General features: G+C 65.4%; 28 protein-coding genes and 1 tRNA gene. 15 read left to right on the forward strand and 14 right to left on the reverse strand.

Annotation, left to right across the window (positions count from 1 at the left end; all coding sequences use genetic code 11):
* Positions 1-50 precede the first annotated feature (50 nt).
* On the forward strand, positions 51-1,982 hold the full coding sequence (locus tag JHD77_RS02595) for a right-handed parallel beta-helix repeat-containing protein (protein ID WP_031755426.1): 1,932 nt from the start codon (positions 51-53) through the stop codon (positions 1,980-1,982).
* A 77-nt stretch (positions 1,983-2,059) separates the two neighbouring features.
* Here the strand turns inward: JHD77_RS02595 and JHD77_RS02600 are convergent, their stop codons facing one another.
* A complete protein-coding gene (locus tag JHD77_RS02600; protein ID WP_003122543.1) occupies positions 2,060-2,545 on the reverse strand; it encodes a hypothetical protein in 486 nt (161 codons plus the stop codon).
* Between the two features lie 434 nt (positions 2,546-2,979).
* Positions 2,980-4,059, reverse strand: coding sequence for a hypothetical protein (locus tag JHD77_RS02605; RefSeq protein ID WP_003160537.1), 1,080 nt, complete (start codon positions 4,057-4,059; stop codon positions 2,980-2,982).
* A 243-nt stretch (positions 4,060-4,302) separates the two neighbouring features.
* Between JHD77_RS02605 and mcpN the strand changes: the two genes are divergently transcribed.
* Positions 4,303-5,898, forward strand: coding sequence for a nitrate chemoreceptor McpN (mcpN, locus tag JHD77_RS02610; RefSeq protein ID WP_003452307.1), 1,596 nt, complete (start codon positions 4,303-4,305; stop codon positions 5,896-5,898).
* Positions 5,899-5,919: 21 nt separating this feature from the next.
* On the opposite strand, the gene JHD77_RS02615 is transcribed toward mcpN, so the two are convergent.
* From JHD77_RS02615 to bamI, 6 genes are all read right to left on the reverse strand, one after another.
* Positions 5,920-7,158, reverse strand: coding sequence for a M20/M25/M40 family metallo-hydrolase (locus tag JHD77_RS02615; protein WP_049950133.1), 1,239 nt, complete (start codon positions 7,156-7,158; stop codon positions 5,920-5,922).
* A 66-nt stretch (positions 7,159-7,224) separates the two neighbouring features.
* Positions 7,225-7,692 (reverse strand): GAF domain-containing protein, encoded by a 468-nt coding sequence (locus tag JHD77_RS02620; protein ID WP_003104034.1) that lies wholly within the window; start codon positions 7,690-7,692, stop codon positions 7,225-7,227.
* Between the two features lie 114 nt (positions 7,693-7,806).
* Entirely contained in the window at positions 7,807-8,025 is a 219-nt protein-coding gene (locus tag JHD77_RS02625) for a helix-turn-helix domain-containing protein (protein ID WP_003104033.1), read from the reverse strand.
* An 8-nt stretch (positions 8,026-8,033) separates the two neighbouring features.
* Positions 8,034-8,591: a DUF2975 domain-containing protein gene (locus JHD77_RS02630; RefSeq protein ID WP_031690135.1), complete on the reverse strand. Its 558-nt coding sequence runs from the start codon at positions 8,589-8,591 to the stop codon at positions 8,034-8,036.
* Positions 8,592-8,761: 170 nt separating this feature from the next.
* Positions 8,762-10,561, reverse strand: a complete 1,800-nt coding sequence (mep72, locus tag JHD77_RS02635) for a metalloendopeptidase Mep72 (RefSeq protein ID WP_019486200.1) — start codon at positions 10,559-10,561, stop codon at positions 8,762-8,764.
* A gap of 77 nt (positions 10,562-10,638) precedes the next feature.
* Entirely contained in the window at positions 10,639-11,298 is a 660-nt protein-coding gene (gene bamI / locus JHD77_RS02640; RefSeq protein ID WP_025271157.1) for a biofilm-associated metzincin protease inhibitor BamI, read from the reverse strand.
* Positions 11,299-11,452: 154 nt separating this feature from the next.
* Here bamI and JHD77_RS02645 point away from each other — a divergent pair, with 154 nt between their 5' ends.
* Positions 11,453-12,061 carry a flavodoxin family protein gene (locus tag JHD77_RS02645; protein ID WP_071557651.1) on the forward strand — a complete coding sequence of 203 codons (609 nt, stop codon included), beginning with the start codon at positions 11,453-11,455 and terminating at the stop codon, positions 12,059-12,061.
* 53 nt (positions 12,062-12,114) lie between these two features.
* On the opposite strand, the gene JHD77_RS02650 is transcribed toward JHD77_RS02645, so the two are convergent.
* Entirely contained in the window at positions 12,115-12,459 is a 345-nt protein-coding gene (locus JHD77_RS02650; protein ID WP_003115217.1) for a helix-turn-helix domain-containing protein, read from the reverse strand.
* A gap of 407 nt (positions 12,460-12,866) precedes the next feature.
* Here JHD77_RS02650 and JHD77_RS02655 point away from each other — a divergent pair, with 407 nt between their 5' ends.
* The 3 genes from JHD77_RS02655 to JHD77_RS02665 all read left to right on the forward strand — a co-directional run bounded on the left by JHD77_RS02655 (position 12,867) and on the right by JHD77_RS02665 (position 15,265).
* Positions 12,867-13,265 carry a PA2779 family protein gene (locus JHD77_RS02655; protein ID WP_003090843.1) on the forward strand — a complete coding sequence of 133 codons (399 nt, stop codon included), beginning with the start codon at positions 12,867-12,869 and terminating at the stop codon, positions 13,263-13,265.
* A 32-nt stretch (positions 13,266-13,297) separates the two neighbouring features.
* Complete coding sequence (locus tag JHD77_RS02660; protein ID WP_003107207.1) at positions 13,298-14,227, forward strand: PA2778 family cysteine peptidase; 930 nt, start codon at positions 13,298-13,300, stop codon at positions 14,225-14,227.
* Positions 14,228-14,308: 81 nt separating this feature from the next.
* Positions 14,309-15,265 carry a formate/nitrite transporter family protein gene (locus tag JHD77_RS02665; RefSeq protein ID WP_031755484.1) on the forward strand — a complete coding sequence of 319 codons (957 nt, stop codon included), beginning with the start codon at positions 14,309-14,311 and terminating at the stop codon, positions 15,263-15,265.
* A gap of 50 nt (positions 15,266-15,315) precedes the next feature.
* On the opposite strand, the gene JHD77_RS02670 is transcribed toward JHD77_RS02665, so the two are convergent.
* The gene (locus JHD77_RS02670; protein ID WP_003114430.1) at positions 15,316-16,599 is read right to left on the reverse strand and encodes an NAD(P)/FAD-dependent oxidoreductase; all 1,284 of its coding nucleotides are present in this window, start codon (positions 16,597-16,599) and stop codon (positions 15,316-15,318) included.
* Between the two features lie 183 nt (positions 16,600-16,782).
* Between JHD77_RS02670 and JHD77_RS02675 the strand changes: the two genes are divergently transcribed.
* The 4 genes from JHD77_RS02675 (at position 16,783) to JHD77_RS02690 (ending at position 18,800) form a co-directional block, all read left to right on the forward strand.
* Positions 16,783-16,859 (forward strand) — tRNA-Val (locus JHD77_RS02675).
* A gap of 191 nt (positions 16,860-17,050) precedes the next feature.
* The gene (tsi4, locus tag JHD77_RS02680; protein ID WP_031755486.1) at positions 17,051-17,488 is read left to right on the forward strand and encodes a type VI secretion system immunity protein Tsi4; all 438 of its coding nucleotides are present in this window, start codon (positions 17,051-17,053) and stop codon (positions 17,486-17,488) included.
* Between the two features lie 4 nt (positions 17,489-17,492).
* Positions 17,493-18,080, forward strand: a complete 588-nt coding sequence (gene tse4 / locus JHD77_RS02685) for a type IV secretion system toxin Tse4 (protein WP_014602752.1) — start codon at positions 17,493-17,495, stop codon at positions 18,078-18,080.
* A 198-nt stretch (positions 18,081-18,278) separates the two neighbouring features.
* Positions 18,279-18,800 carry a hypothetical protein gene (locus JHD77_RS02690; RefSeq protein ID WP_003122551.1) on the forward strand — a complete coding sequence of 174 codons (522 nt, stop codon included), beginning with the start codon at positions 18,279-18,281 and terminating at the stop codon, positions 18,798-18,800.
* Between the two features lie 92 nt (positions 18,801-18,892).
* Here the strand turns inward: JHD77_RS02690 and JHD77_RS02695 are convergent, their stop codons facing one another.
* Positions 18,893-19,063 (reverse strand): hypothetical protein, encoded by a 171-nt coding sequence (locus JHD77_RS02695; protein ID WP_003099153.1) that lies wholly within the window; start codon positions 19,061-19,063, stop codon positions 18,893-18,895.
* A gap of 263 nt (positions 19,064-19,326) precedes the next feature.
* On the opposite strand from JHD77_RS02695, the gene JHD77_RS02700 reads away from it, so the two are divergent.
* Positions 19,327-19,548: a hypothetical protein gene (locus JHD77_RS02700; protein WP_003114427.1), complete on the forward strand. Its 222-nt coding sequence runs from the start codon at positions 19,327-19,329 to the stop codon at positions 19,546-19,548.
* 6 nt (positions 19,549-19,554) lie between these two features.
* On the opposite strand, the gene JHD77_RS02705 is transcribed toward JHD77_RS02700, so the two are convergent.
* A complete protein-coding gene (locus JHD77_RS02705) occupies positions 19,555-20,580 on the reverse strand; it encodes a diguanylate cyclase (RefSeq protein ID WP_023089256.1) in 1,026 nt (341 codons plus the stop codon).
* A 331-nt stretch (positions 20,581-20,911) separates the two neighbouring features.
* Here JHD77_RS02705 and JHD77_RS02710 point away from each other — a divergent pair, with 331 nt between their 5' ends.
* From JHD77_RS02710 to JHD77_RS02720, 3 genes are all read left to right on the forward strand, one after another.
* Positions 20,912-21,151, forward strand: coding sequence for a hypothetical protein (locus tag JHD77_RS02710; protein ID WP_003114425.1), 240 nt, complete (start codon positions 20,912-20,914; stop codon positions 21,149-21,151).
* Between the two features lie 86 nt (positions 21,152-21,237).
* Positions 21,238-22,017, forward strand: a complete 780-nt coding sequence (locus JHD77_RS02715) for a PhzF family phenazine biosynthesis protein (protein ID WP_003114424.1) — start codon at positions 21,238-21,240, stop codon at positions 22,015-22,017.
* A 21-nt stretch (positions 22,018-22,038) separates the two neighbouring features.
* Positions 22,039-22,449 (forward strand): nucleotide triphosphate diphosphatase NUDT15, encoded by a 411-nt coding sequence (locus JHD77_RS02720; RefSeq protein WP_003099138.1) that lies wholly within the window; start codon positions 22,039-22,041, stop codon positions 22,447-22,449.
* Between the two features lie 150 nt (positions 22,450-22,599).
* Here the strand turns inward: JHD77_RS02720 and JHD77_RS02725 are convergent, their stop codons facing one another.
* Both JHD77_RS02725 and JHD77_RS02730 read right to left on the reverse strand, forming a co-directional pair.
* Complete coding sequence (locus JHD77_RS02725) at positions 22,600-23,082, reverse strand: DUF6632 domain-containing protein (protein ID WP_016263376.1); 483 nt, start codon at positions 23,080-23,082, stop codon at positions 22,600-22,602.
* 5 nt (positions 23,083-23,087) lie between these two features.
* Positions 23,088-24,056, reverse strand: a complete 969-nt coding sequence (locus tag JHD77_RS02730) for an enoyl-CoA hydratase/isomerase family protein (protein ID WP_003099134.1) — start codon at positions 24,054-24,056, stop codon at positions 23,088-23,090.
* An 87-nt stretch (positions 24,057-24,143) separates the two neighbouring features.
* On the opposite strand from JHD77_RS02730, the gene JHD77_RS02735 reads away from it, so the two are divergent.
* Positions 24,144-24,725, forward strand: a complete 582-nt coding sequence (locus JHD77_RS02735; RefSeq protein WP_003090825.1) for a TetR/AcrR family transcriptional regulator — start codon at positions 24,144-24,146, stop codon at positions 24,723-24,725.
* Positions 24,726-24,995: the final 270 nt, after the last annotated feature.

Consider the following 24,995-nt stretch of genomic DNA (forward strand, 5'->3'; position numbering starts at 1 on the left):
CGGCTGCCCTTTTCCCGGTGAAGTGCGAAACGGATTTTTCAGGAGGAAGCATGAGCTACGACACGACCGGTTCCATGGTGGGGGCCACAGTAGGAGACCCTAGCGATGAGCGATGGAATGCGTTGATTGACGAAACCGACCTCGTAAAGGGCGCATCACTTATAGGCAGATCGGCAATGGTTTTAGCCAGCCTGGCCGATCTTCCAGATGTTCCGCAAAGCTACACCCATGAGTACATCGTTCAAGGCCACAGACCCGGTATTACCACTGGTGGTGGCAGGTTCTACTGGGATGGGGCGGTTGCGCGGAATCGCCACAACGGCGGGACTATCATCAGCCCCACTGTTCCTGCGTACACTGCCCAGACGGGGTTGGCTGGCTATCTGGATGGCTCGGGGGAAACTGAGCCGTCCGCCTTTGGCTGCTTTGTCCGCAAAATCGAAGGCCATGGTATTCGCCTCGAATGGTTCGGCTGGCTGCCGGGGGAACTCGCTACCGCGCCAGCGCAAAAGCTTCTGCAACAAACCCGTTCGAACGAAGGCTCTGCGGCCCACATCGGTTACACGGCCATGTTTCCCCCGGCGACCGTTCGCTCCGGTCCATTGGTTATCGGTTCGGACCAGATCATCGCCGGAACCAGCCGGACTGTCATTCTCCAGGAGCCCGGTACGGTGACGATGGATGTCCAGCCGTTCATCAGCATGGCCGGACAGAGCAATGTGTTCATCTTCGGCAATGGAATGCAGATCAATGGACAGAAGAACGAGGCACGCAGCGGCGAAGGTCGATATGGACTTTTCATCTATGGCTCGAAAAAAGTCCTGGTCCAGGACCTGACAATCAACGCGTTCTCCGGTGATGGATTGGCCGTTACCGGCGATGCGGGGCGACCAAGCGAAGACGTACGCATCGACCGAGTCCTTTGCAACTTCAATGGACGCAATGGCTTTTCGGTCATCAATGCCAGGCGCGCGACGCTGCTGAATTGCCGAGCGACTAACACGAATACCAATGGACTTGGTGCATCAGCCAATGGACCCTGGGCGGCCTTCAACATAGAGCCCAATGAAGGAAGCGGTTACTTCATCGAAGATATCAACCTGATCGGTTGTTCGAGCGAGGGCAATGCTGGGAACGGACTCCAGTTCACCATCCCGAATACGGACTCCCCTGTCTCCGTCAGGGTCTCCGGATTCCAGTCCCGACGAGACGGTTCGGCTACTCAATACGGGGCGAAGAATGGCGGAGTGGGTTTCATATATGGAGGGGGCCTCTCTCCGAAAAACACTATGTCGGGTCTGATCCAACTGGTTGGCATAGTTGTCGACGAGCCTTTTGGCAGCGCTATGCGTTTCCGCAACTGGAGCGCCAGAAACGCGCCGGTACTCATCAGGGATGTCACGATAAGAAATGTGAACTTCGGCGTGGCCACGGGAAACATAAATCGATGCGGAGTCTGGCAGGACTCTTCTGACTCCATGGAAGTGATTGAACCAAAGGGCAATTTCGAAGTGGATGGGCTGACCGTCTTCGACGATAACCAACAGCTCATTCGACCCGTGTGGACCATGGGAATAGCGGCGGCTCCTACAATCGCCAAGGTGAGGAATGTCTACGTCAACCGACATGGCTATCCTGCTGTTTTGCCGTTACGTACGAAAGTACAAGGAGGCGTAGGGTGGAGCGAGCTGCCGATGGTGTCCTTGTCCTCGTCCTCAGCAATCGCAGGAACGGATTATGTCGGACAAATGGTCGAGTTGACGGGGAGCGGAGGATTCGTACTGCCGGAGGCCGCTCTTGCCTCGGGCTGTGTCTTCAGGATCAGGAATGGTTCGAGCGGCAGCATCAACGTCACGGCACTGGCTGGAGGAATCACGGGCAGTACCTACGGTAGCTACACCAACACAGGAAGCAGCCTGACCTTGATCAATGGGCAGTATGCCGAGCTATGGAGCAATGGAAGCACCTGGGTCCTGAAATGACGCGTAAACCTTTTATTTGGCTTGCCTCCGACTGTCGTGGCGTATGGTCGGTATGCCAGGACAGCTTTTCGAGCGGCTCAGCGCTTCGGCGCAAAGACCATCTTCACCGGCGCATCGTGCTTCAGGCGCGAGCCGTTCGGTTGGTTCCCGGGCTCGAAGCTAGGGTGCCAGGCCCTGAGTTCCGTATCGGACAGCCACTCCAGTTGCAATTGGTCCGCGGATGCGCGCAGGTCGAATTGCGCCAGCGACCGCACGACTGCATGGCACTTTTCCGATTTCCCGGTTTCGAGGAGGGAGACCTGTATTTCTTCGCCCCAGGTGATCGAACCTTTCTCCGGGCATTTCCGAACCTCGACGTGGTATTGCCCGTTCGGCGACGGCAGGTCGGAAATCAGCTTGTCGGGGCCGCACGCGGCGAGGAGTACGCTCAGTATCAGCAGGGGGCTTTTTTTCATCCATGACCTCTGTGGAAATCTCGGAAAGGAATTCCTCTCTTTTCCTGGCGGAAAATGGGCAGGAAGCGGGCCTGCCCATCCTACGCGCGGACTGCTGGATCTGCCCATGGGCGATCCACAGCTTCGTGCACGAGCGATATCAGATGGCGCTGAGCGATTTCAGGATCAGATAGGTGCAGATGAGCACCCCTGCCATGGACAACAGGCCCAGGGCGACAATGCTGAGTTTCATCGGGTTTCCTCGTTGAACTGCGATGGGCTGCTGTATCAAGGAGGGGAGAGGCAGCAGGCGGGGGGAAAGCCCCGGAGGGATGAGCGGCCTCCGGGGCTTTGGTGACCACCATAGGAGAAAGTCACATTGATAAGGCTAGCCTTGTTTCGCTGTGCGGCAAGCGAAGCGGCATCGCTTTTCCCGCAGGATCGGGAAAATGCCTAGCCATACCGCAGTGATGGCCACGGAGGGTCCATGCGCCTCGTCCATTTCCTGATTGCCCTTCCCGCCGCGCTGCTGGCTGAGCCTCAGATAACCGCGCGGCGCAGGTTCAGCGTTCGTCGCCGATCTCCAGTTCGATGAAGTCGATGACCCCTGCCGCGCGGTTGTCGAGGCGCTCAAGTTCCTGGCCGTCCAGCGTCTGCAACAGCGAGACGCCGTGTTCCAGGCGCTCGCCGGAGGCATGCGAAGCGGCTTCGCGGGTAGGACTGAACAGCCAGGCGTGCGGATGTTGCGCGCGCCAGGCGGCGCGGGGTGAAAGGCTGACCTCGGTGCCTGCCGGGTAGTGCCAGGCGCCCAGTTGCAAGGCCTCGGCGAGGACCGTACCGCCGAGGCCGTACAGGCGGCGGTCGCGGTCGAAGGCCAGGGCGCCGCCGCTCAGCGCGATGCCGCGCACCGACACCCGTTGCCCGGTTTCCGGCATTACCCGCCAGCGCTCGGCGTCGCGGTAGCCGTCGGTGTAGACCATGCCATCGCTGGCGAACAATCGCGCACCGGCGGGGAAGTCGATGTCGTCGGCGCGGTTGCCGGTCGCCAGGCTACAGCCTTCGAAGGCGGCGGGACGCCCGTCGCGCTCGCTGGCGAAGGCGATTTCCTGGCTGGCGTCGCAACGCCAGCCTTCGATCTCGGCGACTCCCTCGCCACGCAGGCGCAGCGAAGTGGGATGGACGCCGGTGGTTTTCCATGGGTCCTGCGGGTTGTCCTGCTCGCTCTGCAGCCAGCGTTGCAGGTGGCGGGTGGCGACGCCGCGGATCGTCACCGGGGTGGGGAATTCGGCTTCTCGGAAGCTTTCCGGCTGGTGCTTGAGTTCCAGCTTCAGCCGGGTGCCGGCAGGCATCTCGATGCCTCCGAGGCGGGTAGGGCGCTCGAGCACGGCGCTGTGCGCGGCTTCCTCGCGTGCACGTTCGCGCTCGTACTGCCAGAGACCGATCTCCAGCCAGGCGCGCAGTCCCAACGGGATCAGCAGGAGCAGCATCAGCAGGCCGCGGCTCGGCCAGCGGCGGCGCAAGCGCTGGCGCGCGCGCGGGCTGAAGGCCAGGAGCGATAGCCAGACCAGCAGCCAGATGCCGGCGACGAACGACGACAGGTAGATGAGCGGGACGATCAGGGGAATAGGGGCGACGGGGATCACGCGGGCGTCCTTGCGGGTTGGGTTCCATGACGTCTCCGGCGCGGCGTGCCGGGTACCTGCCAGAGTTTACAGGGCGCGTCCCGATGCCGCAGCGGCAAACTGTCTTCAGGCCTTGTCCGCCGGGGGCCACGCCCTGGAGAGGGAGGCGCTCGGGGATGGAGTCGGCGAAGTGCCGATTCAAGCCCAGGCGCGACGGGCCGATGGGGTGGTTATCGGTTTCTGTAGTCCAGTGGGGAAAAACCAATGAACGAAAGCGTCGCCAGGGTGTTCGATCGGATTCTACGGGGGCTCGGGTTGAAGACCCTGAACGCCCAGTTCCTGCTGTCCTATGCACTGATGTTCGGCCTGGCCGCCTGCGCCTCGGTGGCGTTGTACCTGAGCATGTCGATCTCGCCGGAAACCATCAACGTGGCCGGCGCGCAGCGCATGCTCAGCCAGAAGATGGCCCGCGAGGCGCTGCAATTGCGACTCGGCGCCGGCGACCCAAAGGCCCTGGCCGCGACCATCGCCCAGTACGAACGCTCGGCCGCCGATCTGGATGCGGGCAATGCCGAGCGCAACGTGAGCCGGATGGGCGCGCCGGAGATCGCCGCCCAGCGGCAGAAGGTGGCGCAGATCTGGGGCCGCTACCGGGCCATGCTCGACCAGGTGGCACAGCCTGCCAGTCAGGTCGATCTGCGCGGCTTCTCGCAGTATTCCACCGAGCTGTTGGGCGAGCTGAACAACCTGGTCTCGCTGATGAGCGCGCGCGCCGACAGTGTCCAGCACACCCAGATGTGGATCGCCTTCGGTTGCCTGTTGGCGATCCTGGTGCTGGTGGTGCTTGGCCGGCAGTTCGGCCTGGCGCCGCTGATGCGGCAGTTGCGTGGGTTGGAAGTGGCGCTGACCGAGGTCGGCGCGGCGAACTTCACCCATGCCCTGGCGGCGGGCCATGCGGACAACGAGATCGGCCGCATCGTCGCTGGCTACGAGCGGATGCGCCAGGACGTCAGCGGTTTGCTGGCGAACGTCAAGCGCAGCGCGGCAGAAACCGACAAGGACGTGGCCGAGGCCCTGGAGCAGGCACTCGGCGCCGGCGACCAGGTGGCGCGCCAGCACCAGGACCTGGACCAGGTGGCCACCGCGATGAACGAGATGAGCGCCACCGTGGCCGAGGTCGCCCGCCACGCCAACCATGCAGCGCATTCCACCCGCGACGCCGCGGCCCTGGCCCACGAGGGACGCCGTCTGGTGGAGCACGCCAGCAGCCAGACCGGTGCCTTGGCGGAGGAACTGGAACAGACCGCCCTGGCGCTGAACACCCTGCACCAGCACGCCGGCAGCGTCGGCCAGGTGCTTACGGTGATCAGCAGCATCGCCGAGCAGACCAACCTGCTGGCGCTCAATGCCGCCATCGAGGCGGCGCGGGCCGGGGAGGCCGGGCGCGGCTTCGCCGTGGTGGCGGACGAGGTGCGTTCGCTGGCCAACCGTACCCAGCAGTCGACCCAGGAGATCCAGGGGCTGATCGAGCAGTTGCAGGACGGCGCCAACGATGCGGTAGCCGCCATGCGCGGTAGCGCCAGCCATGCCCAGAGCAACCTCGCCGAGGCCGACAGCGCGGCCCAGGCGCTGGGGCGCATCGTCGCCACGGTGGAAGAGCTGGACGGCCTCAACCAGCAGATCGCGACCGCCGCCGAGGAACAGAGCCAGGTGGCCCAGGACATCGACCGCAACATCACTAACGTCTCCGGACTCTCCGAGCAGGCCCACGAAGGGACCGCCGCCGTGCTCTCGGCCAACCAGAGGGTCAAGGAGCACATGGCTGGCTTGCGCGTGGTGCTTGGTCGCTTCCGCACCTGAGGCTGGCTGCGGGCGTCGGCGCTAGTCGGCGGACAGCTCGCGGATCAGCGCCACCGTCAGGTACAGGCGCGGGGCGATGCTCGACAGTTCGAGGTATTCCGCCTCGCTGTGCAGGCCGGCGCCGACCACGCCGAGGGTTTCCAGCACCGCCGGCTTGTCGCTGCCGGGCACGTAGGCGTAGCCGGCGTCCGTGCCGAAGCGCATGGCGATCGGCTCGATGCGCTTGCCGATTCGGCCGTAGAGCGTCTGCGCGGTTTCCGCCAGGCGCTGCGAGGCGGGGTTCTTCACCAGGGGCGGACGACCCTTGTCGAGACGCAGATTGACTTCGGTATCGGCGATCAGGCGTTCGCCGGTCAGCTTCCGGGCGTCGGCCAGTACCCGCTCGCTCTCGGCCGGGTCCGAGTAGCGCATGTCGGCTTCCGCCGAAGCCTCGGCGGGAATGATGTTGCGCTTCTCGCCGCCCCTGGCGAGGGTCCAGTTCAGCGTGGTGCCTTTCGCCGGATCGCCGAGGTCCTTGAGACGCAGCAACTGGTGCGACAGTTCGAGAATGGCGTTGCGGCCTTGCTCGGGTGCCGAGCCGGCATGGGACGAGCGACCCTTCACCTCGAGCAGCAGGCCGTCGATGCCATTGGTGGCTACCGTCACTGCGTCCCGGTCCGGCGGCTCGTAGGAGAAGACGTAGTCCTGCTGCCGGGCCAGCTCGGCGATCAGTTGCTTCGAGCCGGCGGAGCCGGTTTCCTCGTCGGGATTGAACAGCACGGTGATCCGTCCGTAGTCCCTGAAGCCTTGCTGCCTGAGCAGCGCCAGGGCATGCAGCACCATTGCCACGCCGCCCTTGGCGTCGGCCACGCCGGGTCCGTAGGCGCGCTCCGCGTCCTCGCGGAACGGACGCTTCGCCGCGCTGCCGGCGGCGAACACGGTGTCGTAGTGAATCATCAGCAGGAAGCGCTTGCTGCCGGTGCCATCGAGGGTGGCCACCAGGTTGTCGCCGGCCGAGGGCGTCGCCGGTGCGCTGCGGACTTGCGCGCCGAGCGCCTGCAGGCGTTCGGCGAGCAGCGCGGACAACTGGCCGAGGCCTTCGGCCTGGCCGGTACCGCTGTCCACCGCGACCAGTTGTCGGAGCGTGTCGAGGTAGGCCGGGCGTTCGGCTTCGGCCTGGCGCAGCAGCTCGGCGGCTGGCGTGTCGGCAGCGAAGGCGGGGGGCGAAAGCAGGAAGGCGAGGGCGAACGGCAAGAGGCGGGGCAGGCGGCTGGCGTGCACGGAAGGTCCTCGTCTGGTGGGCGGAGGCGGTGCGGTTGTGCGCCGCGGTATCCGATTGACCTTAGGTCATGAGACGGTTTCCGCCAGCAGCGCCTCGACCTTGCGCCGCAATTCTTCCAGCAGGGCCCGTTCCTCGGCCGAATAGTCGCGCGGTCGGCTGTCGAGTACGCAGACGGTGCCGTACGGGGTGCCGTCGGGCGCATGAACCGGATAGCCAAGGTAGTTGCTCAGGCCGAACTCGACTTCATCCTCGTTGCCGGCCCATTCCGTCTCCTGGCGCGAGTCGCGCACGTGCAACGGGGCGTCGCGGTCGACCACGCGTTCGCAGTAGAGGGGTTTGGCGCCGTCTTCATGGACGCTCTTGCGGCCTTCGGCGCCGATCGGGTAGGTGTCCTCCAGGCGTCCGGCGGAGGCCTCGACGCGCATGTGCCGGGGCAGGGAACGCATGATCAGCACCGACGGCACGTCGAGCCGGCGGGCCAGTGCGTCGATATCCCGGCGCAGGGATTCGAATCGTTCGGAGGATTTCGCCATGCCCGGCCTCGCCCATGTCTGGTGGATGAACCGCGACTGTAGCGGCGAAAGGGGGCTTGGCCTAAATACCCTTTGGTGCGCTCCCCCTCGCTCGAGCGCATAAGCGCCCGGCTGTCACTCCTCGGTCGGACCGGGCAGGTACTCCAGCAGGTTTCCCGGCTGGCACGCCAGGTAGGCGCAGATGGCCTCCAGGGTAGCGAGGCGAATGCCCTTTACCTTGCCCTGCTTGAGCAGCGACAGGTTTTGTTCGGTGATACCGATGGCCTGGGCCAGGTCCTTGGACCTGGCCTTGCGCAGGGCGAGCATGACGTCCAGCCTGATTTCGATGGGCATGGCGGACCTCAGACGAACTGGCGGTTTTCCTCGGCGAGCAGGGCGGCCTTGCGCTGGATGCGCGCGATCACCATCACCGAGGCGGCGGCGAACAGGCTGACCAGTTCCGCCGAACCGAAGCTGAGACTGGCGATGCGTTGTCCCTGGGGTTGGAGGAAGGTGACCCAGACCGTCAGCAGCGGTTCCAGCAGGAAGTTCGCCAGCACCCAGCAAGCCAGGCACAGGCCGACCTTGCCGAGCAGCGCCGCGGCGTCTTCGCAGAAATACTCGCCGCGCCCGTAGTGCTGGAACAGCCTTCGCAGCGCCTGCAGTCCGCTGGCCAGGACCAGCAGCGGCAGGCTCGACAGGAGGATGCCGCCGAGGGCCTGCCAGAGCGGCATGTCCTGCGCCACAACGCCGAGGTCGCCGGCGACACCGGTGGCGGTGAGGGCGAAGCCGAGGCCGTGCTCGCTGGCGAGGTCGGGGAAGATCCAGCACGCGGCGTTGAGCAGCAGCATGCCGGCGATCAACAGCAGGGTCAGGGTAGCCATCAGGCGGCTGTAGCCGGCCAGGCGGTCGCTTGTCATCGGGGGTACTCCTGGGAAGGTGGGCAGGCCCCTCGGAAACGAGGGAAATTGGAGTGATCATAGTTTAATAATAAATTATCGTAAAACGATAATTTCATGATCGCTGCATCCAGCCTGGAGCGCTCCGCAAAATCCCCCCGTGCCTGCCGGGGGCACGGAGGGGAAGCGTCCTACTTCTGCAGCAACTGGACGTTGTCGATGAACATCGACTCCTGCTGGTTACCGCTGAGGATCATCAGTTCAGCACGCTTGATCGGCCCCTTCGGCAATTGCACCTGGCCGCGCAGGCTGGCCCAGCGGCCATTCTCGACCACCTTGTAGCCCAGGGGCAGGTATTCGCCGGGCCGACCCTGGCTTTCCAGGTAGAGGTAGGCATAGGTCATGGCCTGCGAGCCGCGACCGTCGCCGACCCGTACGTCCGCGCTGAACGCGTAGGTCCGGCCTGCTTCCAGGTTGCCCAGCAGGCTGGTGCTCGCGCCGGTGCCGGCGTAGCGCCGCTGGTAGGCTTCCAGGGCCAGCCGCCCGGCGCTGGCGACGCGCGTGGCGCGGGCGCTGGCATGCACGCCGCTCCAGCCGCCGATGCCGCTCTCGAAGTCGTAGGCGATGCGTTTCGGCGCCGGCGGTACGCTCGGCGGCGCGGCCTGGGCTTCCTGCAGGTTCATCTCGTCGACCAGCAGGCTGGCGCCGCTGTCGCTCCAGACCGCCACGTAGAGGTTGCGCTGGTCGGCGGCGGGACGGTAGTCGAAGGTCTTCTCCAGGCGACTGAACTCGTTGCCGCTGACCGACAGTTCGACGCTCTGCGCCGGGTTGTAGGCCAGGGCGCCATCGGCGCGTTCGCTGAGCAGCGCCATGCGCACGGTTTCACGGGTATTGGCGGCCTTGAGCATGACCTTGCCGCTCAGCCGGTAGCCGCTGCCGGCGCGCAGGGGGGCAATGGGGCGGACCAGCAGATCGAAGCCACGCACGTCGACCAGCAAGGCATTGTCGCGGCAGCCCTTGGCGACGTTCACCAGGCTCAGCTGGGCGTTGCCGGACCATGCGCGCCAGCCTTCCATGCTGGCGAACTCGCCATCGCCGAGCAGGCCGCCGAGCTTGGCTTTCGTGCACCATGGCAGGTCCGGCGGGGTCGGCGTGTCGCCGCCGGAGCCCGGGTTGAGCGTGCCGGGTACCTTGGTCGGGCGAAAGTCGGCGATCTGCGTGGCCATGCTGTTCAGCGCGCGTACGGCGTCGGCGTGTTCTTCGCGGCCGCAGGGCTGGTTGGCGCATTCGGCGTTGACCAGGCGCGGGTTGGCGAAGAACGGTGCCTGCTTGTTGGTGCCGAAGGCATGCGGGTAGGCCATCACGGTGGCGAAGCGCCCCTGCACGCCGTAGCCTCGGCTCCATTCGTAGGTGCCGCTGTGGGCGTAGCGCGGATCGTAGTAGCTGGACTCCAGGTCCTGCTCGTAGGAGTGGCGCAGGCCCATGTTGTGGCCGGCTTCATGGGCGAAGGTGTTGAGCCCGCAGTCGACCCCGGTGAGGTTGTAGGCAATGTCCTTGGCGTTGCCGTGGAAGCGCCCGCTGTTCTTATCGCCCGAGCCCATGTAGCCGATGCCGCAGGTGATGTAGCCGTTGCCGCTGTTCTGCGAGCGGTTGACCAGGCTGACCAGGTCGGCGCCGTACTGCTCGCGCAGGCGCTGCACCTGCGGGTCGCGCATGAAGCGATCGAGGTTGGTGCCGGTCACCGTCGGGTAGTCGGCCCAGTCCAGGCGCTGCTTGTGCACCAGACGCAGGCGCAGGTTGACGCCGCTCTTCTCGTAGGCGGTGTTGGCGAACTCGATGTAGCTGGCGATCCGCGCATCGATGTCGCGGCCATTTGCGGTCTGGGTCGCCGCGGGGGTGTAGAGGACCATGATGTCGACGGTCTTCGGCGCGGCCTGGGCGGCAGAGGCTACCGCCAGGGCTAGGGTGGAGCAGAGCAGGGATTTCTTCATGGGTTGCCTGTGTTCGGACAATAGGAAGCCATGGCGCCCCGAGGGCACCGCTGGGGAAACATGCTGGGAAGGTGGGCTCAGCCCTGGGCGGGCGGCGGCATCGGTGGCAGCTCGGCGAGCGGCGCGTCGACATGATCGCCATGCGGGTCGCTACGCGCGGCGATGTCGTTCTCGTCGATCACCCGGGTCTTGCCGCTGCGGTTGTCGACGATGATCGAGTAGCTGCCGTCGAGGGTGGCGACATTGATGTGGGTTTCCAGGCTGCCGCGCACCACGGTCAGGCTTTCCGCCTCGTCGCCGTCCACCAGGCCGCCGCGCCAGACCGGCAGGCCGGCGCTGTTATGGGTGCTGGCGAGGCGTGCCTGCAAGGGCCGCTCGCGACCCGGCAGGCTCATTTCCAGCACCTGGCCGAGCGCCAGCGTGTCGAGCAGGGCGGGTTCGACCTGCGCCAGGTATTCGGGAATGCCCTGGGCGCCTTCGCGGCTGCGCAGTTCGCCTTGCCAGAGCGTCACCCGCTCGCGTGGCGCGGGCGTCGTGACGGGGGGCGGGGCGAGCATGCGGGTAGCGTCCGCCGCCGGCGCCGCGAGCGCCGCTGTCGGGGCGGCGGCTGCCTGGGCGGCGGGGGACTGGCGGGCCTGCGGCGATGCCTCGGGCGGAGCCGGGTCGAGCAGCCAGCCGCCGATCAGCGCACCGCCGATGGCGGCGGCCGAGGCTGCGTAGATCCATGTCTTGGCCACGTTGTTTCTCCTCTGAGTGAACGTGGCGCGGAGTCTAGGAAGAAGCCTCTCCCAGCGTGGCGGCAACCGTTCACATTTGCGCCAGGCCGCGCGCCGGCGTGACGAAACTGCGAATCAGGCCGGAGCGCTGCGGGCGCCAGGTCACGTGCGCTCTGTGCGCTGCGGCAAGGCTGGCGTTCGGCCGCCATGCTGTTCGCGGCGGAAGGCTTCGGCGCACCTGGCCGTCCTCGCGCTTGAAGAACTGGACGAAGTTGCTCGGCTCGTCGAAGCCGATGCCATCGTCTACGGCAGCCCCACCTATATGGGCGGACCGGCCTGGCAGTTCAAGAAGTTCGCCGATGCCACCTCAAAGCCCTGGTTCGTCCAGCTGGCTTCGCTGACGCCTCGCGCCGGCTATGGGGTGTCGTCATCCCGGCCGAGGGTGGCATGTTCGCTCATCTCCAGGCAACCCGGTACGGCCTCTAGCCGCGCCGGGGCCTCAGCCTCGCGCCAGTTGCAGGAGACGGGCGCGCTCCTGCATCAGCGGCCGGCAACTGCGGATGCCTTCGACGATGCTGTAGAGGCTTTCGATCTGCTGCTGGCTGAGGCTGTTGTTCTGGGCCCAGCCGAGCAACTGCAGCCAGGTCCAGCGGGCGATGGTCTCGCTCTGCGTCTCGGCCTTCCTGCGGTCGTCCCCGTCGCTCTGTCCGACCAGGGTCTCCACCAGCCCCGAGGCGCACAACGGCAGCAGCTCCCGGTACTGCTCCGGGTGCGTGTCGCGTAGGCGACGCAGGGCCATTATGGCGGTGGTTATCGAGTCTGAATCCAAGCTTTTGTTCACAGTTCACTCCTTGTGCGTACAGGCTGGCGGCTGGTTGATCCCTGGGCCGCGAGCAACTGTTCGATGAAACGCGTCAGCTCTTTCTTGAACTCGGGTGTCAGGCTGGACACCTTGAGGATGAGCTCGGCCAGCTCGTCCTCGGGGCAATAGAGGTAGGCCATGGGGACCTGGAGGACCATGGCCAGCTGTTCGGAAGTCCGCATGTTGGGGGAGTGCCGTTCGCGTTCGTATTGGTTCATCCGTGCGCTGGCGGAAAACTCGTCCATTCCCACCAGCATGCCCAACTGTTTCTGCGAGTATCCCGCTCTGATTCTTGCGGCTTTTAGCCGGGTACCTAGCATCCATACAACTCCCGTCCCGTTGGCCCGCTCGCTCAAGGTTGGGCAAATCTGGACAAGATGGAAGCTCAGGAATCCTTAGTTTTCGCCGTGCCGGAGGCTCTGTCGTCCGGGGCGGCGCGCGGTTTCGACGCCGTGTACGAGGCTGCGGCGGGGATATGCGTCGATGTCGCCGAGATCGCGCATGCTCCGGTTTTCTCGCGGCGAGCCGGAGTATATGCGAATTGCATAAAGGCGGACGCCGTTTCGTCGCCTGGGGGCGGCGGGTCGTCGTCTCGCCAGAGGGGCGGGCATCGGCGCCGAGGCGGCGGAAAACGGCGATCGGGACGATACTCAGGAAAGGTGGGCGTTGCGGAACCAAGCCTCGCCTTCCAGGACTAATAGCCGGGTTTCACGCAGAGGTCATTCCCATGAGAACAACAACAAGCATCCGCCGTGTCGCTGCCGTCCTGGCAGCGCTGCACCTGCTCACCTTTGCCGAGGTTCCGCTCGCCCAGGCAGCGATGATCGGTACTGCGGAAGTCATGCAGCAACAACAGCACAACCTCGATCGCCAGCAACTGCTGAAGATGCTCGACGACCAGGGCGTCCAGAAGAAGCTGGAGGCCATGGGCGTGCCCCGCGACCAGGTGGCGAGTCGCATCAACAGCCTGACCAACGCCGAGCTGGCGCAGTTCAACCAGCAGCTGGACCAGGCGCCGGCGGGCGGCATCATCGGCATCATCGTGTTGTTCCTGGTGATCTTCATCATCACCGACATGCTTTGCGCCACGGATATCTTCAGCTTCATCAAATGCATCAATCGGTGAGGCGGCTGGCAGGGGCACTGCTGGTCTCCGCAATGCTCGGCGGCTGCGCGCAGCCGCCGAGACTGCCGCCGGAAAGCGCGGCGCTGCCCGCACGGGTGGAGCTGCGCGAAGTGCCGTTCTTCCCCCAGGAAGCCTACCAGTGCGGTCCCGCCGCGCTGGCCACGATGCTTGGCCAGCGCGGCCTGGCGTTGACGCCGGGGCAATTGAAGGACGAGGTGTTCATTCCCGGTCGCGAGGGTAGCCTGCAATTGGAGATGGTCGCCGCGGCGCGCCGCCACGGCATGCTGGTCTATCCGCTGCAAGGCGGACTGGAGAGCGTGCTCGAGGAGGTCGCGGCGGGCAACCCGGTGCTGGTGTTACAGAACCAGGCTTTCTCCTGGTGGCCGCGCTGGCACTTCGCGGTGGTGGTCGGTTTCGATCGGGAGCGCCGCGAACTGGTGCTGCGCTCGGGCATCACCCGGCGCTGGGTTACCGACTTCACCAGCTTCGAGTCGACCTGGAAGCGTTCGGGGCGCTGGGCGGTGCTGACCCTGCCGGGTGACCGCCTGCCGGCCACGGCAGCAGCGGTCCCGTGGCTCAAGGCCGCCAGTGACAGCGAGGAAACCGGCCACCCCAAGGTTGCCCGGCGCGCCTACGAAGAAGCCGTGCGACGCTGGCCTGAGGACGCCTTCGCCTGGTTTGCCCTGGGCAACAGTCGCTACGCCGCAGGCGATTCCGCCGCTGCCGAACAGGCCATGCTCACCAGCGTCGAGCGTCGCGTGGATTTCGCCGCGGGTTGGTTCAACCTGTCCCAGTTGCTGGCGGAACGCGGTTGCGCGGCGCCGGCGCGCCAGGCGCAGGCCTGCGCGCGGGCATTGCAGCCTGGGGAAGCCCGCTTCGCTGCGGCCTTGCCGCAGGCCGTCGCACCCGTGGCGCGGTGCGCCGAGCTGCCGGCCTGTCCCGTTGGCGCCCCGCCCCGCTGAGGCGGCCGAGCCGAAGGTTGTCGGAACCCCGTTCCAGCGAGACGGCTCTATACCTGGGAGGACCCCACTCAGGTGCAGAACATGGCCAACGACAAGCGGACTTCGCCCCCCACCCCCCGGCAACCGGCCAAGGGCGGTGCGGCGGGCAAGCGCCAGGGGCATGCGGCGGAGGGCGCGCGCAAGCCGCGTGCGCGCGGCGAGGAGCGGAAAGAGAAACCGGCCGACGGACGTTCGGCCACGGCGCTGACCGCCAACGAGCGGCGGGAGATCGACGACAAGCAGCCACCGCGCGCCGCTGTCCTGCACGAGGTGATTCGCGTCCAGGGCGAACACGAGTTGCAGCGCACGCTGGCGGCACTCTGGTGGTCGGCGGTGGCCGCGGGGCTGACCATCGGCCTCTCGTTGATGGGCATGGGCCTGTTCCGCGCTGCCTTGCCCGAGCAGGAGTGGGCGATCATCGTCAGCAGCTTCGGCTATCCCATGGGCTTCCTGGCAGTGATCCTCGCCCGCCAGCAACTGTTCACCGAAAACACCCTGACCGCCGTGTTGCCGGTGATGACCGAGCCGACCCTGGAAAAGGCCTGGCAACTGTTGCGTCTCTGGAGCGTGGTGCTGTTCGGCAATATCGTCGGTACGCTGCTGTTCGCCTGGGCGGTGCTGCATCTGCCGATATTCAATGAAGCGGCCGACGCGGCGTTCCTTGAGATCGGCCGCGAGGTGATGCACAACGACCTGGCGCAAATGTTCGCCAAGGGCATCGTTTCCGGCTGGATGATCGCCACCATGGTCTGGCTGATCCCGGCGGCGGAGGGCGCGAAGATCTGGATCATCGCGATGGTCACCTACCTGATGGCGCTGGGCAGCTTCACCCACATCGTGGTGGGCTCGGCGGAGGTAGGCTACCTGGCGTTCGCCGGGGAAATCGGCTGGACCGAGTTCCTGCTGAAGTTCGCCCTGCCTACCCTGGGCGGCAACATCGTCGGCGGTAGCCTGATCTTCGCCCTGATCAGTCATGCGCAGATCCGTAGCGAAGGTTGAGGAGCGGATGGAAAAAACGGCACCCCGGGGTGCCGTTCTGTCGACGCGGACTAGACCCCGAGCTTGTCGCGCAGGCTGTAGTACCAGGCGCCGATGGCGGTGAACGGTACGCGGAACAGCTTGCCGCCGGGGAAGGGGTAGTGCGGCAGGCCGGCGAAAGCGTCGAAGCGCTCGGCCTGGCCGCGCAGGGCTTCGGCCAGGACCTTGCCGGCGACGTGGGTGTAGGTCACGCCGTGGCCGCTGCAACCCTGGGAATAGTAGATGTTGTCGCCGATGCGGCCGACCTGGGGCAGGCGCGAGAGGGTCAGCAGGAAGTTGCCGGTCCAGGCGAAGTCGATCTTCACGTCCTTCAGTTGCGGGAAGGTCTTGAGCATCTTCGGCCGGATGATCGCCTCGATGTCCGCCGGATCGCGAGCGCCATAGATCACGCCGCCACCATAGATCAGGCGCTTGTCGCCGGAGAGGCGATAGTAGTCGAGCAGGTAATTGCAGTCTTCCACGCAGTAGTCCTGCGGCAGCAGGCTGTGGGCCAGTTCCTCGTTCAGCGGCTCGGTGGTGATCACCTGGGTGCCGCAGGGCATCGACTTGGCCGCCAGTTCCGGGACCAGGCCGTTGAGGTAGGCGTTACCGGCGACCACGATGAACTTCGCCTTCACCTTGCCTTGCGGGGTATGCACCACCGGGCTGGCGCCGCGCTCGATGCGGGTCGCCGGGCTCTGCTCGTAGATTCTGCCGCCGAGCGACTCCACCGCCGCCGCTTCGCCGAGGGCGAGGTTCAGCGGATGGATGTGGCCGCCGCTCATGTCAAGCATGCCACCTATATAGTTGTCGGTCGCCACCACCTCGCGGATGCGCTTGGCGTCCATGATCTCCAACTGGTTGTGGCCGTAGCGTTCCCACAACTGTTTCTGCGCGCGCAGGTGATCCATCTGCTTCTCGGTGAAGGCGGCGAACACCCCGCCGTCCTTCAGGTCGCATTGGATACCGTAGCGGGCCACGCGCTCGCGGATGATGCGCCCGCCTTCGAAGGCCATCTCGCCGAGCAACTGCGCTTCGCGCTTGCCGACGGTGCGCTCGATCACGTCGATGTCGCGGCTGTAGCTGTTGACGATCTGGCCGCCGTTGCGCCCGGAAGCGCCGAAGCCGACCTTGGCGGCTTCCAGTACGGTGACCTTGAAACCATTCTCCAACAGGAACAGGGCGGTGGAGAGGCCGGTATAGCCGGCACCGATCACGCAGACGTCGGTTTCGACCTCGCCCTGGAGTTCCGGGCGGGGCGGCGCGGGATTGGCCGACGCGGCGTAATAGGAGGAGGGGTAGGGGGTGTGCGGCATCTTGCACCTCTGTTTTTTATTTTTTACGGATGCCCGGATGCTACCCGAGTCGAAATCGGCCGGCTAGCCTCCGTGCAAAATTTTCAACGGACCCCCTGAAAATAAAAATTCCACTTTTTCAGAGAGTTAGCGAAAAAAAAGCTTGACGGTGTTTTTGGGGTCTGTAGAATGCGCGCCATCAGCAGGCACGTAGCTCAGTTGGTTAGAGCACCACCTTGACATGGTGGGGGTCGTTGGTTCGAATCCAATCGTGCCTACCAAACAAATCCCGCGCTGCTGGCGGGGCAAGAAAGGCGATCCGAAAGGGTCGCCTTTTTTCGTTTGCGCCCCGAAAAAGGCCGCTCGGCCCGTGCTCGCCTGGGCTCGCGCTTCATCGCATAGCCGCTATTGACAGCGGGGGCGGTCTTTTCCGACCCTAGCGCCTTCACGGATGATTCAGGCGACAAGGCTCATGACGTCCTCTTCCGGTTCGCGTATCGGCGGACTTCTTCACGCTTCCCTTTTTTCCCTGCTCGGACTCGGTCTCCTGCTCGCCGGCGGTTTCAAGACCGTCGATCGGTACCATTTCCTGCGTACTGCGCAGGAAGCCCAGGGGACGGTCAGCGCCTTGAATGCCGGCGGTTCGCATCCGCAGATCGATTTCACCAGCGTTTCCGGCGAGCGGATTTCCTATCCCCAGGGCGGCTTCATCTTCGGCTACCAGGTGGGCGAGTCGGTTCGCGTCCTCTACGAGGCTGGGCGGCCGGCGGCCAGCGCGATAGTCGACGATGCCGGCGCGCTCTGGGGAACCAGCGCTTTCCTCTGCGGCTTCGGCGCACTCTTCGGTATTGTCGGGTTCAGGGGATTGCTGGGCCTGCGTTCTTCCCAGCCGACCTCAAAAGGACATTGAAGTCATGTCGCAACTTCCCATTCCCTTGCCCCTCAACGAGAGTCGCTGGCGCTACGTGACGGCCAGTGGCGGAGGCATGACCGTGGCCTTCCTGGCGGGTAGCGGCGGCTCCATCACGTTGCTCTCGCCGGAGGGTGAGAACGTGTCCTTCCGCTATGGCGGGGTGGGCGGCGGGATCGGACTGGGCATGCGCCTGCCGCGCTTCGGCAAGGTCAACCTCAATGTCAAGGGCAAGAGCGTTGGCGGGGCCGGTGCGCTGGAGGCGTTGCCGAGCACCGGAACCGTCTTGGTCGCGGACGGCCTGGTGGGGCGCGACCTGTCCCGCGGCGACTTCACCGGGCCCTGCATGTACGTCGAACTCGGCGCGGGAGTCATCGCCGGCGGTTCGGGCACGGCGATTCTCTTCGGCCTCGATCCCAAGCTGCTGGCGGCGGTGGCGCTGGCGAGCGCCTCGCCATTGACCGCCGCGCTGGGCGCCAGCATGTCGCGGCAATTACTGCAATCGTTCCGTGGCGCCCTGTTGATGGCCGGGGTCAACGTCGGTGCACAGTTCGGCGGCGGCGCGGCGGCTTACCTGGGGGCGTTGTTCTGATGCAGGAGGGCGATCCGGGAGGATCGCCCTTTTTACCTTGCGCAGGCGTGCGGCGGCCAGGGCTCCGTTGAGTTCCATGGCCAGCGGGGCGGTGGCGGAAATCGTTACCGGCGCGGGGAACGGTCGTCGGAGATTCCGAACCGGCGTGGATCGGTTCTTTCCAAACAAGCCCATCCACTCGTTCGAGGTGTCGTGCTTGTGTCCAGGTTGATCATGCCCGGAGGGCCGTTGTCGCAAGAATCCGATGTCCGGATCTTCTGTTCACCCAAGGAGCGGCTGGACTTCTACCGGCGGGAAATCCACTACGAGACGGGCCAGCTATCCAGTCGGACCAACGCCTACCTGACGGCGCAGTCGTTCCTGGTCATCGCCTATGCCTCGTCGATGGCCAACCTGAACCCGGCCTGGGGCGAGCTGTTCACCCTGGTGGTGCCGGCGCTCCTGGCACTGCTCGGGATCGTCAATTCCCTGCATGCCTGGCCGGGCATCCAGGCATCCTCGGAGATCATCTGCCACTGGCAGTTCAAGCAGTCCTGCCTGTTGCACAGCGATCCGGAGATCGGCCTGGCCTACGATGATTCGCCATTGTTCAGCGAACGCGAGGTCAACCGCGGCAGCTTCGAGAAAACCTTGCTGTTCTCGCGACGCGTGCCGTTCCTGTTCGCCGGCTTCTGGTGTGCGCTGGGCGTGTTTTCGCTCTGGTTGCAACTGGCCGGTTAGCGCTGGTGGCCCATCGCTTCGGCAAGGCTTGGCGTTGGCGGAGGCTTGCCGGCTCGATAGGCGGGCGCCGTCGGATCCGGGAACGCCCGGCGTCAGGGCGCTGCCTGCTCGCAGAGATCGTTGCCGAGGAGGCGCGCGCCCAGGCCGCGAAGCAGGTAGGTCTCGACATGGCTGCCGTCCGGGCAGTCGACTCGGTAGCCGAGCGCCAGGCCGGCAGAGAGAAGAACGAACAGGAACAGGCCGATATGTTGCAGTTTGCTCATGGTGTTTTCTACGAAAGAGGCTTGAGGGCGCAGGCGCTGCGCCGGGCGATTCTAGTGCAATGAGGCAGGGGGAGGAGCCGATTTGCATGCCTAAGCGTTCTACATGGTCCAGGGCGCCCAGCGATTCGACAGTCGCCCTGCGCCGATCGACGGCGAGCCGGAGCGAATCCGGCTGCAACTGCGTCTGTACCTGGGTTGAGCCGTTGACGGGCGCTGTCGCTGCCTTTATAAGACCGCCTCACGCAGCCGGCAGGCAGTCGAAGATGAGCGACGAAGACGATATTCACGAACCCGAACACGATCACCTGCTGGATAACGATTACCTCGAGGACGAGCGTGACGAAGATACGTTCGGCGCGCTCGACGAGCCCGATGCCTGCGGAACCGGCAGGCGACGTTCCTGCGAATATTGCGACGCGGTCCAGGTGCCAGTCGATAGCGAGGGTTTCTCTATCTGCGCCGATTGCGCAGGGCTGGAGGACTAGCCCTGGTCAGACGCTGACCACCCGGTTGCGTCCGGCACGCTTGGCGTCGTACAGCGCGGCATCCGCCCGGGCGAGTGCCTGTTCCGGTTCTTCGCCGCTGCCGGCCAGGGTACAGCCGGCACTGATGGTCACCGGCACGGACGTGCCGGCACAGTCGATCGGGGTCGCTTCCATCAGTTCGCGGATGCGATTGGCGATCATGGTCAGTTCCGTGGTCTCGCGGACCCGGACCATCGCCACGAACTCCTCGCCGCCGAAACGCGCCAGGAGATCTTCCGGCCGCAGCGCCGCGCGCAGTCGCGAAGCCGCCTCGCGGAGGACGCTGTCGCCGGCCCGGTGCCCCAGGGTGTCGTTGATACGTTTGAAATGGTCGATATCGCTGTAGATGATGCCGATGCGCTGGTCGCTGGCCCGCGCCAACTCCAGTTCATGCTGGTGCAGCGCGTGGAAGCCGGCCCGGTTCCACAATTGGGTGAGGGGGTCGAGCAGTGACTTGCGCTGCTCCCGGTCGATCTCCTGGCGCAGGAAGCGGGTGTGCTCGGTGAGGCTGCGTAGCTGGAGATATCCTTCGGCCAGGATCGACAGTCGATTGAGCTGGCGTCCTTCCCGGAGATCCAGCAGCCGCGGGCTCGGGTCGATCAGGCAGAGTGTGCCGATGGCCTGGCCATTGCTGGCGTGCAGGGGCTCGCCGGCGTAGAAGCGGATGAAGGGCGGCCCGGTGACCAGCGGATTGTCGTGAAAACGCGGATCCCTGGAGGCGTCCGTCACCATCAGCGGTTCGCTGGCCAGGATGGCGTGGCCGCAGAAGGACAGGTCGCGCGGCGTCTGTTCGGCATCCAGGCCGATACGGGCCTTGAACCATTGGCGGTCGTGGTCGATCAGACTGATCAGCACGGTCTTCACCCCGAAGGTTTCCCGCGCCAGTTCCACCAGGGCGTCCAGGTAGTGTTCGGCGGGGGTGTCGACCAGCGCCATGTCGTCCAGGGCCTGCTGGCGCAGGGCTTCGTCGGGAGGGAGGGGGCAGGCGAGCATACTGGATCCTGATCACGGTGGAGACTTTCGGTATAGCTGCCGGACAGGCTGAAGGCCAGCCTGGCGTCCGCAGTCGGCGCAAGGGTGAAGAGGGCAAAAAAAATCCCGGCCGCGTGGAGCAGGCCGGGAAAGGATCCAGGGATGTACAGCGCCCACAGCTTATGTCGGCGGCGGTTTCGATGAAGCTGCCGGATCTGGTAGGCGCGATTTTCGCGTCGATGTGTGACCCGCTTCGCCGACTATCCTGGCAAGTGGGGTCGCGAACCAATAGGATTTGTGGGTTTTATTCAATCTGGGTGAATGCGTGCAGGAAATCTACTCTGAAGAACAGATGCGCAAGGCGCTGGGCCTTGCCGAAACGCGACCGAAAAAGGTCCGGACCGAGGCCAGCCAGCCGGTCCGCTACACCATCGTCGAACTGAGCGTGCGCAAGGGCGGGGCGGGATTGCCGCTGCGTTTCGAACATCGCTCGCGCTCCATCAGCAAGGTCACCGCGCAACTGGAAGCGGAGAAGGAAGCCAAGCGCCAGGGTTACCAGGTCTGGGCGCTGCTGGATATCCGTCAGATCTGAGCGAGGCGCCTGCGCGGGGCGCGGCATTGTCCTGGTCTCGGTCCGGCTGCTAAGGTGCGCAGCCCATCGATACAGGAGTCCGGAACATGGAACTGACGATCTTCCAGGTAGACGCATTCGCCGACAGTCCCTTCCAGGGCAATCCGGCGGCGGTCTGCCCCCTCGATGCCTGGCTGGACGACGAGCGTCTGCAGGCCATCGCGGAAGAGAACAATCTTTCGGAAACCGCCTTTGTCGTCGGCCGCGACGGCGACTATCGATTGCGCTGGTTCACGCCGCAGGTCGAGGTGGACCTGTGCGGTCATGCGACCCTGGCGACGGCCTGGGTACTGATCCACAAGCTCGACGACGCTTCCCCGGTACTGCGTTTCGCTACCCGTAGCGGTGAGCTGAGCGTGCGGCGCGAGGGCGACTCGCTGGCGATGGACTTCCCGGCCAAGCGTCCGGAGCCTTGCGCGACACCGGACGGACTGCTGGAGGCGCTGGGTATTGCCGAGGCGGAAGTGCTGAAGACCGACGATTACCTCGTGGTGGTCGACGACGAAAAGACGATCGCCGCCCTGGCGCCTGACTTCGCCCGGCTGAAGGGCTTGCCGTGCCGTGGGGTGGCGGTGACCGCGCGCAGCCAGCGCTTCGATTTCGTCTCGCGCTGGTTCGGGCCCAACGTCGGCGTCAACGAAGACCCGGTGACCGGTTCCGCGCATACCTCCCTGGCGCCGTACTGGGCGCAGCGCCTGGGCAAGACCCGGCTGAGCGCCGAGCAGGGCGGGGCGCGCAAGGGGCGCCTGGAATGCGACGTGCGCGGCGAGCGGGTGGTCATCTCCGGCAAGGCGGCGTTGTACATGAGCGGTACGCTCCATCTCTGATCCCGAAGCAGGAGTACGACGATGCCGGCACCGCAGGTAGGCGTGGGCGTCCTGATCTTGCGGGACGGCAAGGTGTTGCTGGGGCGCCGCAAGGGCAGTCATGGCGCTGGCTGCTGGTCGGCGCCCGGCGGCCATCTCGAGTTCGGCGAGGCGGTGGAGGACTGCGCCCTGCGCGAAGCCCTGGAAGAGACCGGCCTGGCGCTGAGCGAACTGCGCCACGGCCCGTTCAGCAATGACGTCTTCGAGGGGCGCCACTACCTCACCGCGTTCATCCTGGCCGGTTGCGCGGAGGATGCCGAGGCGCGCCTCATGGAGCCGGACAAGTGCGACGGCTGGGCCTGGTTCGATTGGGCCGATCTGCCGGAGCCGCTGTTCGCGCCCCTGGCGAGCCTGCGCCGGCGGGGCTATTCGCCCTTCGACCCGAAGCGCTGAGCGACAGGCAAAAAAAATCCCGACCGCGGGGGAGCTGGTCGGGAAATACCCTTGGGGTTCGCACACACCGTGAGCATAGGCCAGTCCGCAACGGCATCAAGAGGAGCCTGTTCGAACTGCTAGGCCCCTTTGGGGGCCGTTCCACTGTCGTCATCTCCGCTCGACGGCGAGCGAAGGGGTTGCCCGCTTGCGTTGCGGTATCCAGAACAGCATCAGCGGCAGCAGCGAGGCCCAGCCCAGCAGGACATCGCCGGCCAGGTGGATGTGTTCGCCGGGCATCAACAGTCCCTGCAGGAACATCAGGCCGAAGTGCGCGGCATTGGCTGCCACGGTGAAGTCGATGAACAGCCGGTGGCGGAAGGGCTGGCTGGCGGCGCGCCAGAGGAATGCGCCCCAGACCAGGTAGATCGTCGAGATCATCAGCTCATAGTGCTGTCCGCCGCCTTGCTGGTCGCCCCAGCGAACCAGGCGGAGCAGCAGGCGCCCGGCGTCGGAGTCGAGCAGCGACTGGTCGAGCCGCAGGAGCAGCGTGGCCAGGGCCAGGCCGAAGAACAGCAGGAAGCCGCCGGCCATCAGGCGAATGCTCAGGGTCAGCCAAGGCGTGGCGGAAACCGGGGAAGAGGAGGCAGTCATGCAGATCACCTGTAGGCCATGTCGATGGCGTTGCCTTCGGTCAGGTCGTCAAAATCCGCACGGCGGAAAGGGCGCTCTTCCCGGACGATGGTGCGCACCCGTTCGATGTATTCGCGCATGGCGCGGCGGGTATTGCCCTGGGAGGCGGCGGAGAGGAAACCGGCCTTTTCGCTGGCCATGCCCTCCGTCCAGTCGCGGGAAGCCGCCTGGTAGATCGAACGCTTGATCAGGCGCACCGCTTGCGGTGAGCGCCGGGACAGGCGTTGCGCCAGCGCGTCGGCGGCTTCCAGTAGCTCCTCCGCTGGCGCCAGCCCGTTGACCAGGCCCAGCGCAAGGGCCTGGCGCGGCTCCAGCAGTTGCCCTTCCAGGCACAGCTCCAGGGCCCTGGCTACGCCCAGGCTGCGCGCCAGCATCTGGGTGCCGCCGCCTCCCGGTATCAGGCCGATGAGTACTTCCGGCTGGCCGAGGAAGCGTTCCACCTGGTCGTCCTCGGCCATCAGGCGCAGGTCGCAGGCCAGCGCCAGCTCGCAGCCGCCACCCAGGGCCAGGCCGTTGATCGCGGCGATGAACACCTTGTCCATGCGGCGCATGTGCGCGGTGACCTCATGGAACAGGTTCATGTCGGCGACGCCTGCCAGCAGGGTGCGCCGCAGCAGCTTCCTCGCCCCAGGCAAGTGGCGCAGGAGGCTTTCGCTTTCCAGCAGCAGGCGTGTCAGCCAGGCCGGCATGGAAAAGGTGATGGGGGCGACGGCGCGCTCGATCTCGTCGACGTCGAAGTGGGTCAGGAAGACCCCGTCCGCCGCTCCGGAAAGGATGACGGCGCCGATGTCCTGGCGTTGCTCAAGGTCTTCCAGCAGGTCGGCCAGCTCCTGCATCACCGCCGTGGTGAGGAAGTTCGCCGGGGGATTGTCGAGCAGGACTTGCAGGACGCGTCCTCGTTGTTCTATGCGCAGGTGTCGCGGTGCTAGAGTCATTGCGGCTTCCTCATTGGATAACGAGCGTTATATAAAGATCATTATCCAATGTGACGACATCGTCTCCCCAACCAACGGATAGTCAGCATGCGCTACAAACCGGAACAGAAACAGGCCACCCGCGCCCTGTTGTTGAGCAAGGCCGCTCCGCTGGTGAAGCGCCAGGGCTTCGCCAGCACCGGCCTGGACACCTTGATGAAGGCGGCTGGTCTTACCACCGGAGCGTTCTACTCGCAATTCTCCAGCAAGGCGGAGTTGCTCGAAGCGATCCTGCAGCGCGAGCTGAGCGCCCAGCACGATGCCTTTCCGCTGGACAGCCTGGAGCAACTGGCCGGCGCCACCCGTCTCTACCTCAGTCGCGGTCATGCGCAGCATGCCGACATGGGCTGCCCGATTCCGGCGCTGGCCGCCGAGGTGGGCCGGGCAGGGCCCGAGGTGCGGGAAACCTTCGAACGCGCCCTGGAACAACGGCAACGGCGGCTGGCCGAACTGATGGGCGACGAGAACCGGGCCTGGGTGCTCACCTGCCTGTCGGTCGGCGCGGTGCTTCTCGCGCGTGCCCAGGCGAGCGAGGTGGCGCGCGACAAGGTCCTGGATGCGGCGCTGGAGCATGCGCTGGGCCTGCTTTCGGCGAGCGGAGCGGTTTCGCCGCAAGCGGACCGGGACTGATTGCACAACTGCAATGTTCGGCGTCTAGCGTCAGGCTTTCCCTCCGACAGGTAAGCCCATGAACGCCCATCATCTCGAACTCGCCAAGGCCCTGCTGGTGTTTGCCCTTGCCGTCGCCGGCCTGGTGGTCGGTCTCATGCCGATGGAGTTCTGAGCGACGCAGGTCCGGCTTCGCGCTTTTCCCTCGTCTTCGAGTGGTCTCTGGCGTTGCACCGGTTTAGGATGCGCGGGTATTTCGGAGCCGCTTCGCTTGGCGTCGCCCGCCGCTGC

The sequence above is a fragment of the Pseudomonas sp. P20 genome (genome assembly GCF_016463925.1).
Taxonomy (GTDB): domain Bacteria; phylum Pseudomonadota; class Gammaproteobacteria; order Pseudomonadales; family Pseudomonadaceae; genus Pseudomonas; species Pseudomonas aeruginosa.

Bases quoted from the DNA above. Each gene is read 5' to 3' on its own strand.
- JHD77_RS02595 (WP_031755426.1), top strand. From the start codon at position 51: ATGAGCTACGACACGACCGGTTCCATGGTGGGGGCCACAGTAGGAGAC.
- JHD77_RS02600 (WP_003122543.1), bottom strand. From the start codon at position 2,545: ATGGGCAGATCCAGCAGTCCGCGCGTAGGATGGGCAGGCCCGCTTCCT.
- mcpN (WP_003452307.1), top strand. From the start codon at position 4,303: ATGAACGAAAGCGTCGCCAGGGTGTTCGATCGGATTCTACGGGGGCTC.
- JHD77_RS02620 (WP_003104034.1), bottom strand. From the start codon at position 7,692: ATGGCGAAATCCTCCGAACGATTCGAATCCCTGCGCCGGGATATCGAC.
- JHD77_RS02625 (WP_003104033.1), bottom strand. From the start codon at position 8,025: ATGCCCATCGAAATCAGGCTGGACGTCATGCTCGCCCTGCGCAAGGCC.
- JHD77_RS02630 (WP_031690135.1), bottom strand. From the start codon at position 8,591: ATGACAAGCGACCGCCTGGCCGGCTACAGCCGCCTGATGGCTACCCTG.
- mep72 (WP_019486200.1), bottom strand. From the start codon at position 10,561: ATGAAGAAATCCCTGCTCTGCTCCACCCTAGCCCTGGCGGTAGCCTCT.
- JHD77_RS02650 (WP_003115217.1), bottom strand. From the start codon at position 12,459: ATGCTAGGTACCCGGCTAAAAGCCGCAAGAATCAGAGCGGGATACTCG.
- JHD77_RS02655 (WP_003090843.1), top strand. From the start codon at position 12,867: ATGAGAACAACAACAAGCATCCGCCGTGTCGCTGCCGTCCTGGCAGCG.
- JHD77_RS02660 (WP_003107207.1), top strand. From the start codon at position 13,298: ATGCTCGGCGGCTGCGCGCAGCCGCCGAGACTGCCGCCGGAAAGCGCG.
- JHD77_RS02665 (WP_031755484.1), top strand. From the start codon at position 14,309: ATGGCCAACGACAAGCGGACTTCGCCCCCCACCCCCCGGCAACCGGCC.
- JHD77_RS02670 (WP_003114430.1), bottom strand. From the start codon at position 16,599: ATGCCGCACACCCCCTACCCCTCCTCCTATTACGCCGCGTCGGCCAAT.
- tsi4 (WP_031755486.1), top strand. From the start codon at position 17,051: ATGACGTCCTCTTCCGGTTCGCGTATCGGCGGACTTCTTCACGCTTCC.
- tse4 (WP_014602752.1), top strand. From the start codon at position 17,493: ATGTCGCAACTTCCCATTCCCTTGCCCCTCAACGAGAGTCGCTGGCGC.
- JHD77_RS02695 (WP_003099153.1), bottom strand. From the start codon at position 19,063: ATGAGCAAACTGCAACATATCGGCCTGTTCCTGTTCGTTCTTCTCTCT.
- JHD77_RS02700 (WP_003114427.1), top strand. From the start codon at position 19,327: ATGAGCGACGAAGACGATATTCACGAACCCGAACACGATCACCTGCTG.
- JHD77_RS02705 (WP_023089256.1), bottom strand. From the start codon at position 20,580: ATGCTCGCCTGCCCCCTCCCTCCCGACGAAGCCCTGCGCCAGCAGGCC.
- JHD77_RS02710 (WP_003114425.1), top strand. From the start codon at position 20,912: ATGCGCAAGGCGCTGGGCCTTGCCGAAACGCGACCGAAAAAGGTCCGG.
- JHD77_RS02715 (WP_003114424.1), top strand. From the start codon at position 21,238: ATGGAACTGACGATCTTCCAGGTAGACGCATTCGCCGACAGTCCCTTC.
- JHD77_RS02720 (WP_003099138.1), top strand. From the start codon at position 22,039: ATGCCGGCACCGCAGGTAGGCGTGGGCGTCCTGATCTTGCGGGACGGC.
- JHD77_RS02725 (WP_016263376.1), bottom strand. From the start codon at position 23,082: ATGACTGCCTCCTCTTCCCCGGTTTCCGCCACGCCTTGGCTGACCCTG.
- JHD77_RS02730 (WP_003099134.1), bottom strand. From the start codon at position 24,056: ATGACTCTAGCACCGCGACACCTGCGCATAGAACAACGAGGACGCGTC.
- JHD77_RS02735 (WP_003090825.1), top strand. From the start codon at position 24,144: ATGCGCTACAAACCGGAACAGAAACAGGCCACCCGCGCCCTGTTGTTG.